The organism is Rossellomorea sp. RS05, assembly GCF_039822645.1.
In the GTDB taxonomy this organism is placed as follows: Bacteria; Bacillota; Bacilli; order Bacillales; family Bacillaceae_B; genus Rossellomorea; species Rossellomorea marisflavi_B.
The window spans coordinates 1-13,777 of sequence record NZ_JBDKWY010000015.1; the positions used below are offsets into that span (position 1 = coordinate 1).

At 49.1% G+C, this 13,777-nt stretch carries 9 protein-coding genes and 2 riboswitches; of the genes, 1 reads left to right on the forward strand and 8 read right to left on the reverse strand.

Annotation, left to right across the window (positions count from 1 at the left end; genetic code table 11):
* Window positions 1-385: 385 nt before the first annotated feature.
* The 7 genes from ptsG to ABJ225_RS21530 all read right to left on the reverse strand — a co-directional run bounded on the left by ptsG (window position 386) and on the right by ABJ225_RS21530 (window position 11,543).
* Entirely contained in the window at window positions 386-2,458 is a 2,073-nt protein-coding gene (gene ptsG / locus ABJ225_RS21500; protein ID WP_056541826.1) for a glucose-specific PTS transporter subunit IIBC, read from the reverse strand.
* Between the two features lie 176 nt (window positions 2,459-2,634).
* A complete protein-coding gene (glcT, locus tag ABJ225_RS21505; protein WP_347321558.1) occupies window positions 2,635-3,477 on the reverse strand; it encodes a glucose PTS transporter transcription antiterminator GlcT in 843 nt (280 codons plus the stop codon).
* Between the two features lie 182 nt (window positions 3,478-3,659).
* Window positions 3,660-4,994 (reverse strand): NCS2 family permease, encoded by a 1,335-nt coding sequence (locus ABJ225_RS21510; protein WP_218247822.1) that lies wholly within the window; start codon window positions 4,992-4,994, stop codon window positions 3,660-3,662.
* Window positions 4,995-5,101: 107 nt separating this feature from the next.
* A riboswitch (purine riboswitch) is annotated at window positions 5,102-5,203 on the reverse strand.
* A gap of 135 nt (window positions 5,204-5,338) precedes the next feature.
* Window positions 5,339-6,892, reverse strand: coding sequence for a glutamine-hydrolyzing GMP synthase (gene guaA, locus ABJ225_RS21515; protein WP_347321559.1), 1,554 nt, complete (start codon window positions 6,890-6,892; stop codon window positions 5,339-5,341).
* Window positions 6,893-7,035: 143 nt separating this feature from the next.
* Window positions 7,036-7,137, reverse strand: a riboswitch (purine riboswitch).
* A gap of 39 nt (window positions 7,138-7,176) precedes the next feature.
* A complete protein-coding gene (locus tag ABJ225_RS21520) occupies window positions 7,177-9,378 on the reverse strand; it encodes a transglutaminaseTgpA domain-containing protein (protein WP_347321560.1) in 2,202 nt (733 codons plus the stop codon).
* Window positions 9,375-10,580 carry a DUF58 domain-containing protein gene (locus ABJ225_RS21525; RefSeq protein ID WP_347321561.1) on the reverse strand — a complete coding sequence of 402 codons (1,206 nt, stop codon included), beginning with the start codon at window positions 10,578-10,580 and terminating at the stop codon, window positions 9,375-9,377. Before ABJ225_RS21525 ends, ABJ225_RS21520 begins: the two co-directional genes overlap by 4 nt.
* A gap of 6 nt (window positions 10,581-10,586) precedes the next feature.
* Window positions 10,587-11,543, reverse strand: coding sequence for an AAA family ATPase (locus ABJ225_RS21530; protein ID WP_218247825.1), 957 nt, complete (start codon window positions 11,541-11,543; stop codon window positions 10,587-10,589).
* Between the two features lie 343 nt (window positions 11,544-11,886).
* On the opposite strand from ABJ225_RS21530, the gene ABJ225_RS21535 reads away from it, so the two are divergent.
* Complete coding sequence (locus ABJ225_RS21535) at window positions 11,887-12,849, forward strand: quinone oxidoreductase family protein (protein ID WP_347321562.1); 963 nt, start codon at window positions 11,887-11,889, stop codon at window positions 12,847-12,849.
* Between the two features lie 39 nt (window positions 12,850-12,888).
* On the opposite strand, the gene nadE is transcribed toward ABJ225_RS21535, so the two are convergent.
* Window positions 12,889-13,716 carry an ammonia-dependent NAD(+) synthetase gene (nadE, locus tag ABJ225_RS21540; RefSeq protein WP_148986215.1) on the reverse strand — a complete coding sequence of 276 codons (828 nt, stop codon included), beginning with the start codon at window positions 13,714-13,716 and terminating at the stop codon, window positions 12,889-12,891.
* Window positions 13,717-13,777 lie beyond the last annotated feature (61 nt).

Here is a 13,777-nt window from a genome sequence, read left to right on the forward strand (position 1 = left end):
AGCCAGGATCAAACTCTCCATAAAAAGTTTGAATAGCTCTTTTAAAAATAAATCTAGAATTAACGTTGACGTGTTTGTCTTGTTTTGTTCAGTTTTCAAGGTTCAAATGTTTGTCGCTCGTTTGGAGCAACTTAACCATCATACCAGGTTGACCAAGTGTTTGTCAACACTTTTTCGAATTGTTTTTTCGAGTGTCACGCTCGAATGTATTTATTCGCTGTCTTCCTGCGACGGTTTTTAAAGTATATCAAGGTTATCGGCACCCGTCAATACTTTTAATAGAATTAATTTCAATTCTATCATTTCATTGCTAGATTCCCTTGTTTCATCCATATAAAAAGGCCTTCCCCGTGTGCAAGGGAAGGCCTTTCCTTCTATATATAGATCAATCGATTCCGATGATGTCCTCATCATTGCGATTCACTTTACCTGGGGATTTCAAGGTCACTTGCTGACCTTCCTTCAGATTGGTGAAGACGATCGGTGTGATGATGGAAGGTGCGTTTGCCTTGATGAAATCGAGGTCCACTTTCAACAGTGGCTGACCGGCTTCTACCTGGTCCCCTTCTTTCACGAGGGATTCGAATCCTTCACCTTGAAGTTTAACCGTATCGATCCCAACGTGAATGAGGATCTCGCGGCCGCCTTTTGATTCAATTCCAAGGGCGTGCTTTGTCGGGAAGACATTGACGATTTTACCGTCCACTGGTGATACGATCATTCCTTCTTCCGGAAGGATTGCGAAGCCGTCACCCATCATCTTACCTGAGAATACCTGATCCGGAACTTCAGTGATGTCCTTCAGTTCACCCGTGATTGGTGCGACGAATCGTTCGGCACGCTCTTCGTCAGACGTGCGGAGCGCTTCAGGGTTCACTTCTTCCACCTGCTGTTCCACTTCTTTATCTGTATCGATTTTAACTTTACGTGGCGTTTTCCCACTGATGATATCTTGCATCTGGGATTTGATGCCGTCTGATTTCGGTCCATAGATCGCTTGAATATTGTTACCTACCTCAAGCACACCAGATGCACCGAGTTTTTTCAATCTGTTCTTATCGACTTGCTTCACATCATTTACTTGTACGCGAAGACGTGTGATACAAGCGTCAAGGTGAGAGATATTCTCTTGTCCACCCATTGCTTCCAGGATGTTGAACGGAAGCTCTTCTGCTGTTCCAGCAGGTGCATCATCTTCATCTGTAACTTCTTCACGACCTGGTGTCATGAGATTGAACTTCCTGATGGCAAACCGGAAACCGAAGTAGTAGATCAGTGCAAAGACCAATCCAACCGGAATGATGATCCATGCGTTGGTTTGCGGGTTAAGAAGACCGAATAGAACATAATCGATCAATCCGCCCGAGAATGTCATCCCGACTTTTACATTCAATAGGTGCATGGTCAGGAAGGAAAGTCCGGCAAAGATCGTATGGATACCGAACAAGACAGGTGCTACGAATAAGAATGAGAATTCGAGTGGTTCTGTGATCCCTGTCAAGAAAGATGTCAAGGCAGCAGAACCCATGATACCGGCAACTACCGCTTTACGCTCTGGGCGCGCTTCGTGATAGATGGCAAGAGCCGCAGCCGGAAGACCGAACATCATGAACGGGAATTTACCAGTCATGAAAGTACCGGCAGTAAGATCCTGTACGCCATCTTGGATCTGCTTCATGAAGATAGCCTGATCCCCACGGACTACATCTCCCGCTGCAGAAGTGTAAGATCCGAATTCGAACCAGAATGGTGAATAGAAGATATGGTGAAGCCCGAATGGAATGAGTGCACGCTCGATCACACCGAAGATGAAAGCGGCGAATGCGCGGTTTTCACCAAGCATGAAGTTCGAGAATGAATTGAGTCCATCTTGTACCGGTGGCCATACCACCAGCATGATCAATCCGAGGATAACGGATGATACGGCGGTGGCAATCGGAACGAAACGTTTACCTGCGAAGAATCCGAGGTAGGACGGGAGCTCGATTTTAAAGAATCGATTGTACATCGTGGCGGCTATGATCCCGACGATGATCCCCCCGAAGACCCCGGTTTGCAGAGTCGGGATTCCAAGGACCAAGGCATTGGCCGGGTCGACATTGTCTCCGGTCACGTCTTTGATTTGAAGTCCTTCCACTGTTCCCATGGTCGCGTTCATGATCAGGAATCCGACGATAGCGGCAAGACCTGCTACCCCGTCCCCTCCCGCGAGTCCTATGGCAACACCGACAGCAAATAGAAGCGGCAGGTTATCAAAGATGATTCCCCCTGCTTTTTCCATGACGCCGGCAACGGTTTCAACTCCACCATTACTCAAGAATGGCGCGATATCTAAAAGTGTCGGGTTTTGGAGAGCGTTACCAAAAGCAAGCAAGAGACCTGCAGCCGGTAGGATTGCGACCGGAAGCATCAATGCTTTACCGACTTTTTGTAAAACCCCGAAAGCCTTTTTAAACATAAAAGGTTCCTCCATTTAGTTAGTTTTTAGAATGAACGAGATGATGGATGCAAACAAAAAAGGCATGAGGAAAGAGGACACTGAAACGCATAGGGATATACTACCCCTAAATAGGCGTTTCAATTATCTTCTTCACTCATGCCTGATCGAATCAGTTACACGTAAGAGATAAATGACTATTTCACTTTACTTTGAATACGCTGCAGGTGCATGGTCAGATAGACCGCTTCTGCATCATATACTGGTTTCTTCAATGTTTGCTGCATCATCTTGATCAGCTTCCAAGATAGATTATAGCAGAGAGGATATTCTTCTTTCAATAGGTTTGCAATCTTTTCTGGCTCTTCTACCCGTTCACCTTTTAAAACCCTTTCCATTGTGTAACGGATGTGGCGGACGAGCCTCACGTAATCAATGCTGTCCCTATCGATGTTCACTTCGAGCTGCTGCTCGATCATACCGGTCAACCGTGCAATCAACTGAGAATGCTGATTGATTTCTGATAGATCTTTATTCATCATCGCACTGTGGATATGAAGGGCAATGAAGCCGATCTCCCCTTCAGGCAGGTTCACTTCCGTGTGGTCATTGATCAGTTCGACTACTTCCCTGGCAACTTCATATTCGAACGGGTAAAGCGTCCTCGTCTCCACAAGGAAGGGATTGCGGATCTCCATGCCTCTCATAAGGCGGTTGATGGCAAAAAGGATATGGTCGGTGAGAGCAATATGGATATGCTCATTCAGGAAGGAATTGGTCCTCTCCCTTATCAGTTCAATGGCCGAAATGATGATACTCGACATGTCGTCATTCAGGAAAGGAAGGAGATTCTTATATTGCTCCTGCTCCTTTTCCCCCTTCAGTACGAACATCTTCTCGGCAATGTCATTCTGTATGGGATCCCCCTTTTTCCGGTTGAACCCAATCCCTTTGCCGATCAGGACCACTTCCCCGTATGCGGCATGGTCGGCGATCAACACATTATTATTCAGTACTTTTTTCACGTTCAAGATAGACATCGTCATTTCTCCCCATCATTTCCGCCTGTTGCTCGTTCCCTGATTCTAACGAAACCTGCTAGTTTTTTCAATTCCTCTGTCTGCAACTTTTTCTCCCAGCAGTGGGAAACCCGCCCTTTCATGGATGCGCATTCATTTCTGATCATAAAAACACCGACCCTTTTCAGGATCGGTGCCGGGCATTACGCCAAGAAAATGAAGTACAGGATGAAGATGACGAACAGAAGGTACATGATCGGGTGAATCTCCTTCGCGCGTCCTTTCACGATCATGGTGATTGGATAGAAGACGAAGCCGATGGCGATCCCTGTAGCAATACTGTAAGTCAGCGGCATGGCGATGATCGTCAGGAATGCCGGTACAGCAATTTCGAACTTCTTCCAGTCGATATCCCCGATGGCAGATACCATGAGTACGCCCACAATGATGAGGGCCGGTGCCGTCACTGGCGCGGTGATGACCCCGAGAAGCGGGAAGAAGAAAATCGAGAGAACAAACAGGAGACCTGTGACAACCGAGGCGAACCCGGTTCTTGCTCCTGCTGCTACCCCTGCAGAAGACTCGATATAAGAAGTCGTTGTGGATGTTCCGAGAATCGCTCCGACGACGGTTGCACATGAGTCTGCGAATAATGCTTTACCCGCACGCGGGAGTTTATTGTCTTTTGTCAGTCCAGCCTGATTGGCAACAGCCAGAAGTGTCCCGGCCGTATCAAAGAAATCAACGAACAGGAAGGTCAGGATGACGGTGAGCATTTGAAGCGTGAATAACGTTCCCGGATCATTGAAGATCGGACCAAGAGCCGCTCCGAATGTCGGCTCCAGGCTAGGGGCAGCGCTCACGATAGCGTCAGGTTTATCAATCAAGCCGACGATCATACCGACGATTGCTGTGACGACCATCCCGATGAAGATCGCTCCGTTTACGCCTCTGGTCATAAGAATGACGGTTACGATAAGACCGAATACTGCAAGAAGTGTCGGACCGCTTGCCAGATTACCAAACCCTACAAGAACCGCGTCATCCTTGACGATGATACCGGAATTTTGGAAACCGACGAATGTGATGAACAATCCGATTCCTGCTCCTACTGCAAGCTTCAGCTCGGCAGGAATGGAGTTGATGATTGTTTCACGAATTCCAGACATAGTGAGCGCCATGAAAATCAGTCCCGAGAACAAGACCCCTGTAAGGGCCGTTTGCCAAGGGATCCCCATGGTCAACACGACACTGTAGGCAAAAAATGCGTTCAATCCCATGCCCGGGGCAAGGGCTATGGGGTACTTGGCCAGGAGTCCCATGACGAGGGATCCGACTGCAGCGGCTAGAGCCGTCGCAACGAAGACTGCCCCCTGATCCATTCGCAGTGCGTCCGGCAAATCTGGCACTGATTGAAGCGTCAGCGTCAACGGATTGACGATAAGGATGTAGGCCATGGACAGGAATGTAGTCAATCCGCCAAGGAACTCCCTCTTATAATTCGTTCCTAACTGGTCAAACTGGAAATAATTCTTCACTCGGACTCCTCCTATAGAGCCGTCGTATGACATTTCGACATCAAAAGCCCTGAATCGACCGATTCAGGGCTTTTGACTATATAGATAACGGATGGGCCCGACAGAACGGCACCCATCAATCACCTCGTAGTCAAGCCATTTACGGTAGCTTGGTAGAAACGCTCGGGCCTTATTCCCGAAATTATACGACGTAATAGTTTTTTTAATATAATGATGATTACAGTACTATTGTACCAGTTGATCTGCCATGCGTCAACGGAAAATACGAACATTAAACGCTATTTTTTAAATAACGTTCGCAATCAATGACAAAACCCCTGCCTAGGCAGGGGTTTTTCCGTTTCTTATTCCCACTCAATCGTGGCTGGTGGCTTGCTCGTGATGTCATACACGACGCGGTTGATGTGATCGACCTCATTGACGATCCGCGTGGAGATCTTCTCCAATACATCCCAAGGGATTCTAGCCCAGTCCGATGTCATCCCATCGATGGATGTCACGGCACGGATTCCAATTGTGTAATCGTAAGTTCTAGCATCCCCCATGACACCGACACTGCGGATATCAGGAAGAACCGTGAAGTACTGCCAGATATCACGTTCAAGTCCGGCTTTCTTTACTTCATCGCGGAGGATGTAGTCTGATTCGCGGACGATTTCAAGCTTTTGGTTAGAAATCTCACCGAGGACGCGAATTCCAAGACCTGGTCCAGGGAACGGCTGACGCCATACGATTTCATCTGGAATACCAAGCTCCGTTCCAAGTGCGCGCACTTCATCTTTAAAGAGGGTGTTCATCGGTTCGATCAGGGTGAACTGCATATCTTCCGGTAGTCCACCGACGTTGTGATGTGATTTGATCGTTTGCGCAGTGGCTGTCCCACTTTCGATGATATCTGTGTACAGCGTTCCTTGCGCAAGGAATTCAATCCCTTCTAGTTTTGTCGCCTCATCGTCGAATACATAGATGAATTCATTCCCGATGATTTTACGTTTTTGTTCCGGATCGGAGACACCTTTCAGTTTATCCAAGAAACGATTCTTCGCATCCACTTTGATGACGTTCATATCGAACCCATCAGCGAATGTCTTCATGACGCTGTCTGCTTCCCCTTTACGAAGAAGGCCGTGGTCAACGAAGATACATGTCAATTGATCACCGATCGCCTTATGGATCAGAACTGCGACAACGGATGAATCGACCCCGCCACTGAGGGCACAAAGGACTTTCTTGTCCCCTACCGTCTGACGGATCTTCTCGATCTCCATCTCGATGAAGTTTTCCATGGACCAGTCGCCTTTGCACCCACATACACCGAAGACGAAGTTCTTGAGCATTTCGTTTCCGTGTACGGAGTGTCTTACTTCCGGGTGGAATTGAACGGCATAAAGATTCTTCTCTTCATTGCTGATGGAAGCAATCGGGCAGGATGGGTTGATGGCATTCACTACGAACCCTTCCGGCGCTTCGACAACTAGGTCGCCGTGACTCATCCATACAACCTGCTCGTCCTCAAGGTCGGCAAACAGCTTGGATGGTTGTTCGATCTGGATGGCTGCTTTCCCGTATTCACGGTGCTTGGCCCTTTCTACTTTTCCGCCGAAGTGCATCGTCATGAGCTGCATGCCGTAGCAGATGCCAAGGATCGGAATATCAAGGTCGAAAATGCGCTCGTCACAGCGAAGGGCACCATCACCGTATACGCTGTTCGGACCGCCAGAGAAGATGATCCCCGTCGGATTGATTTCCTTGATTTCTTCGACTGTGATTGTATGGGGATGTAGTTCGCTGTATACACCGAACTCACGGATCCTTCTTGTAATCAACTGGTTGTACTGACTTCCAAAGTCGAGTACGACGATCATTTCCTGATTGTGCAATTCTTCTTTACCAAGCATTCAGTTCACCTCATTAGTAGTTATCGATCGAGCCCGGATGAAGCATGCTCCTCCGTCATCCGTTAGCGTTCCATGAAAGCAAAAAAACTAGACTCCGCCTTTAAAAAAAGGCAGGATTCTAGTTTTTGGGTGCAAAAATATCCAAAATAGAACTCTGCCTTCATAGTCCAGTCATTTAAGGTGACCGGGTAGATACTTTCGAACCGTATTATCGAGGATATACGAAGGATGCTAACGAACTTATTATGATTTTGTCATCATTTTATACTTTGTTTGCAAGACGGTCAACCGGTTGTCTTTTTAATTAAATTTTCCCACAATTCCCTTAGCTTGACCCACTCCTCTGTCGAGAGGTCCCGGCCGTAGAGCAGGCGCTCATAATTATTGGTCAGGCTCGTCATTTCATACGTACCGAAATGGGTATCCACATAGTGGGAATAACTTCTGAGGGTTTGACCATCCTCCATTTTCACCCCATGCCTGTCCAGCTGTTTCACAAGGGCAAGATAAGCCTTCGGAAAAGCCGATTCCGACTTCTGGGTCCTGTAATACCAGATGTAGAGATACGGAAGCCATCTTCTTCTCAAGTAGTATCCAACTCCGATCAGGAGGAGGATCGCAATCAGCCCGAAGAAAAATTTACCCGTATGCTCCTGGAGAAAGGATTGTGCCCCGTCGACACTGCTGGAATCTTCATTTGCCAAGTCCGGCTGCTGCTGTTGCTGCTGGCTCTCGGGTGCAGGCGTTTCTTCTTTATCCTCTACAGGAGTCTCCTCGCCTTCTGAATCATCAAGTTGGAGATCATAGGCGTAGCGGACATTGTTGCTGAAGCCGACCGTAGGTTCGAACGGCACCCACCCTACACCAGGGAAGAACACTTCCACCCAGGAATGGGCATTATCGTTCGTGACTTCAAATAGCTGATAGTCCTTATCGACCTGTTTGCTGAATGTGCCTTCCGTATAGCCCTTAACCCATCTTGCAGGGATGCCGAGTGAGCGAGTCATGGCCACCATGGACGTAGAGAAGTTGTCACAGTATCCCTTCTGGGTTTCAAACAGGAACTGATCGACGTAATCCTGTTCGGCCCCGGGGACTGCCACATCCTGCTGATCATAGACGAAGCCGTTCTCCCGGAAGTACTGCTCGATCGCTTTTACTTTATCGTACCAGTTGTCTTTATCCTTGGTGATCTCCTCAGAGAGCAGGGATACCCGTTCTGGCAGATTTTCCGGGAGCTGGGTGTATCGCTCGAGGAAGCCTTCGGAACCAATGTCTCCATCCACTGTCCCCTTCATTTTCTTCAGGGAATAAGAGGCCGGATGGTATGATACCTGGTACTGATTAAGCTCTATGTCAGCACCATTCCCCTCCCGACTGGTGATCTTTTCACTGACGGGATTTAATGAAAAGTAGCCGTTCCAGTCCAGAATGATCTTCTCAAGCCCATAAGGATAGAGGATGTGCGAATAGGTGGAAGCCATCATGACCTTCTCGGTTTTGGGTTCTTCTTCCTTGTTGCGGTTTGCATCATCTGAAATCGGTACAAGCTCATCCGCCTGGAAGTTCATTTCTTCCCCTTCATCATCAGGACGTGACTGCTCCCAGCCTTTCCCCGTGTAGAAATCCTTCGTTTCGATTTTCCAGTAGTGTTCATCCGTCACTTCTGCCGTGAAGACGACGGACGGATCTGCTTCGAACGGACCGCCGAGTCGGCTGTCGTCGGGATCATATCCCGCCTTGCTGTTGCCCCCGCCGCCGATTCCCGTGCCGTTCGCAGAGAGCGACTCCAGATACGGGATCGGATCAGGCCAGATCGGAGCGGCCTTCGGTGCAGCGAGTGCAAGGACAGAACTGCATCCAAGGAGGGTGACGAGGGGCACCATCCATTTCCTGCGATTGATCCGGAATAAAGCGAGCCCCTCCCGTTTCACGAGACGTTCAAGGGCAAGCATCCCCATAAGGATGAAGCCGATGATCACCGCCCGGAGGATCGACATCTTCCCGTCATACTCTGTATACGTATCAATGACGCAGATGTAGGTAATGGTCATGAAGTAAAACAGCAGGATGCTCCTTCTCACCATGAGCCAGTAATGAAGCAGATAGGTCATAAGCCAGAGAAGGATGAAAAACAACAGGCTTTGATACATATAGGTCAGGCTTCCCCATTTGCGACCGAACATCATGCCCGTGTTGTATCCGATCTCCCCGAACATCTCCTGTACCCATGGCAGGTCGAGAATGGAGCCGGGAAAGTACCAGATCTTCAATGCGACGATCATATAAATCAGTTTCACCGCCCCCGAGATCAAGAAGTGAACCCGAAAGTACGACAGAATGAATGCCATGGCGATGAAGAGGACGAATGCCGTTACGCTCCCTGTATCGGTAATGGCCCCGACGGGTCGCAGCCATTCCCATAAAAGGAGGAACCCCAACCCGTAAATGATGATATTGATCAGGTGATGCGTTTGATTCTTCATGCTCTCTTCACCTCCGCAAAGGCCGAAGAAAACTCCGGTTCATATAAGATCCTCATGGACACGCCCCGTGACGATGCAAAGGCAGTGAGCGACCTGTCTTCCTGGGAGACGGCCTCCCCTTCCCTTTTGATCAGGAAGAGGAGAATCGAGCCGCTTTGTTTCACATACTCGTTGATTGCCAGGATTTTTTCTTTCGAAATGGTGGATGTAACAAAGATGACAGCAGCCGATTGAGCGTTGTGAAGACGGTCGCCCTTCAGCATGCGTTCCAGCCGTTCGGGACTGTCGGGCATGACCTTCGCCAAATGATGCTGCATCTGACTTTGAGGTCCCTCCCCGCCCCTGATGGGAAAGAATGTGCGCTCCTCACCGTGGGATAACAGACCGACCTGTGCCCCTTTGCGGGAAATGGAGTAAAGAATGGAGGCGGTGAAGATCACCATCGGTTCAAAGGCCACTGATTCCTCGCGATCGAGGACGACGAGGACGTCATGGGATTGACGCTCCTCGAACTCCTTCGTCATCAGCTCATTCGTGCGGGCAAAGGATTTCCAGTGGATCCAGGAAAAGCGGTCCCCCGGCTGATACCCCCTTACACCCGTCGCCATCGTCGTATCCTTCTGGATTTTCACATTGGAGCTCGTCATCCCCTGGTCGTAGCGGTTTTCAAGGGAGCGATACGGAACGTCGATCACTCCGGGGTAAACGAGGAGCGTATCTTCACAGGGGATAAGCGCTTCTTTTTCGAAGATGCCGAAGAAATCACCGGTTTTCACCCTCAGGGCGGAGAAGGTATGCTCTCCCCTTGGGAGGTGGTCAATCGTATACGTATAAGAGACTGCACGCCTCCAGCCAGGGTGGACAACGGTCTTCTTCTTCCAGCCGAGGGGTGAAGCCAGTAGCTCAGAGCCCTGGTCCTCCATCACCACATAATAGAGTGGAAACGGCACCGATCTCCTGATGGTCATGGTGACCTTCAGTTCATCCCCTGCCTTCAGCTCATTGGATTCAAATGTGCGCTCCACACTGAATAAACGGAGGGGGTAAAAGAATACGATGATGGAATAGGCGGCAAATGGGAGGAAGCTGTAGAAAAGGAACCAGCTGACGAACCCTCCCTGAAACATGGCAAAGGAAAAGGACGCTGCCAGGAAAAGCAGGAGTAAAACAATCTTCCACAGTGTGTGAAACAGTTGCTTCATCCTCATCTATCTCACAAGCCTTTGAACAGGGACAGGCATCCTGGCGATGACCCTTTCTACAACATCTTCCGGGGTGACCCCCTCATACTTCGCTTCAGATTTCATGATGATCCGATGCGAGAAAACGAACGGTGCCAAAAACTGAACATCATCCGGAACCACATAACTCCGCCCCCTAAGGAAGGCGTATGCCTGACAGGCTTTCATGAGGGCGATGGACCCACGGGGGCTCGCTCCGAGATAGACGTTGGCATGAATCCTCGTCCTATGAGCAATATCGACAATGTATTTCTTGATCGTATCGTCAACGAATATATCTTTCACTTCCTCCTGAAGCCGGATCAGTTCCGCAAGGGTTATGGCCGGTACCAGATCTTCAATCGGAGGATTCTTTTGTGCCCGGTTGAGGACCTCCATCTCTTCTTCCGGTTCAGGATAGCCCATTTTCATTTTCAGAAGGAATCGGTCCAGCTGGGCTTCCGGCAGGGGATAGGTCCCTTCATATTCGATCGGGTTCTGCGTTGCCATGACAAAGAATGGTTTATCGAGCTTCCTTGTCATCCCGTCGATGGTCACGCTGCTCTCTTCCATCCCCTCAAGGAGTGCCGACTGGGTTTTAGGTGATGTCCGGTTGATTTCATCTGCCAAAATGATATTCCCCATGATCGGACCCGGTCTGAATGTGAACTCCATTTCTCTAGGATTGTAGATCGACACCCCGATGACATCGGAAGGCAGGAGGTCAGGCGTGAACTGGATCCTCTTGAAGTTCGCCCCCACCGACTTAGCCAGTGCCTTCACCATCATGGTCTTACCTACACCCGGTACATCCTCGAGAAGCACATGTCCCCCTGCAAGCAGGGACACCACGCTCAGCTCGGCCACTTCACGTTTTCCGATCATGACCTTCTCAATATTTTGTATAATCCCTTCCACTTTGGGATTCAATGATTGCTCTGCCATCTGACTATCCCCTTCCCTATCTTATTTCAATACGCGTAGCCTGCTTTTTATACTCTCTATCGCAAGGCCCCTGTCTTGTTCAAACGTTTGTTTAACTTCTTACTACTTACTTTCGATTAAAATCCAGAAAACCCTTCTGAACGTTTCCCGTTTATAAGGGAACTTCCAGCTCATACTATTCAACCATATTACCATTAATTGTTTATTACCGGGGAGGCAGAGAGCAGATTCTACTAAAATTTTCTTCCTGATTTTGCGAGTTTGTCGTTAGGAGGAAAAGGATTATAATGATAAAACCGGCGCTGATCACCTGCGCCAATCTTTTAAAAATGAGGTAATTCCTATGAAAGCACTTGTATTCGAACGATTCGGAGGCCCGGAAGTCCTGTCGTATCAAGATATTCCGGAACCGACTCTAGCCAGCAATGAGGTACTTGTGCGGATGAAGGCTGTCGGCCTCAACTTCGCGGATGTGTACCGGAGAAAAGGAAACTACCATCTATCAGGGAACCCCCCTTACATCTTGGGCTATGAAGGGGCAGGCATCGTCGAGAAGGTCGGGGAGGATGTAAAGGGCGCGAACATCGGAGACCGGATTGCTTTTGCCGACGTTCCCTATGCAAACGCCGAGCTTGTAGCCGTTCCACATGATAAAGTCATCCCTGTACCAGAAGCTATCTCTTTTGAAACGGCCGCTTCCCTCCTTCTACAAGGACTGACTGCACACTATTTGACCAAGGACAGCTACTCCATCAAAGATGGTGACCACGCCCTGGTTCACGCAGCCTCGGGTGGTGTCGGTCAATTGCTCGTACAGATTATCAAGTCCCTAGGCGGACATGTGATCGGCCTGACATCAACCAAAGAGAAGGCAGAAGTGGCCAAAGCAATCGGCGCAGATCACGTCTTCCTCTACGATGAGGTTTGGGCCGCAAAGGTCAGGGAAGTCTATCCTGCAGGTGTTGATGTTGCCTATGAATCCGTCGGATCCACACTGAGCGACAGCTTCCAGGCCACACGCACAGGGGGAACCGTCGTGTTCTTCGGGATGGCAGGCGGCGATCCGGAGCCGGTCGATCCCCGCATGCTCATGGATACGTCCAAAACATTGACGGGTGGTGACCTTTGGAATGTCCTCACCTCACATGAAGAAAGGGTGAAACGTTCCGCCGAATTGTTCCAATGGATCACAGAGGGCTCCATCACTCTATCGGAACCGACGACCTTCCATTTGAGTGAAGGCAGGAAAGCCCATGAATACCTTGAAAGCCGCAAAAGCACTGGGAAGATCTTGCTGTTGCCATAAAAAAAAGCCGATCCAGATTCGTCTGGACCGGCTTTTTCCTTATTTCCAAAAATCATCGAATACAGTGATCGGCAGATGGCGTTTATGTTGAGTCTTCAAGTAGTGGGACTCAATTGCCTTCTTTGCATCAGCCGGAACTTCTTTTCCTTCAAGATAGTCATCCAGCTGTTCATAGGTGACGCCAAGCGCTTCTTCATCAGCAAGAGCCGGGCGATCTTCCTCAAGATCTGCAGTCGGCTTCTTCGTATAGAGATGTTCCGGACATCCGAGCTCTTCAAGAAGCTTGCGACCTTGACGTTTATTCAAACGGAATAGCGGTACAAGATCTGCAGCCCCGTCCCCGAACTTCGTATAGAATCCAGTCACTGCTTCGGCAGAATGATCCGTACCGAGGACGACACCTTTCTTCACGGCAGCGACAGCGAATTGAACCTTCATGCGCTCACGGGCCTTTTCATTCCCTTTCACGAAATCCGACATTTCGATGCCGCTTTCCTTCAGGGTATGGACACTTGCGTCCACGGCCGCTTTAATATTGACGGTCAAGGAATCCGTCGGGTCGATGAACTTCACGGCATCAATGGCATCCTGGGCGTCGCCCTGCTCCCCATATGGCAGACGGATGGCGTAAAACGCATATTCCTTCGAACCGGCTTCTTCGTTCAGTTCCGTGATGGCAATCGAAGCGAGCTTCCCGAGGAGAGTGGAATCCTGACCTCCCGAAATGCCAAGAACGAGACTCTTGAGGAACGAGTTCTTCTTAAGATACGATTTCATGAAATCGACACTGCGTCGAATTTCTTCCTTGGGATCAATCTCCGGTGAAACCATCATTTCTTCTACGATTTGTTTTTGAAGAGAATCCATCATTCACACTCCATGTTAGGTTTTATTACATCATAAGTATACCTTTTTATGATGCCCGCAA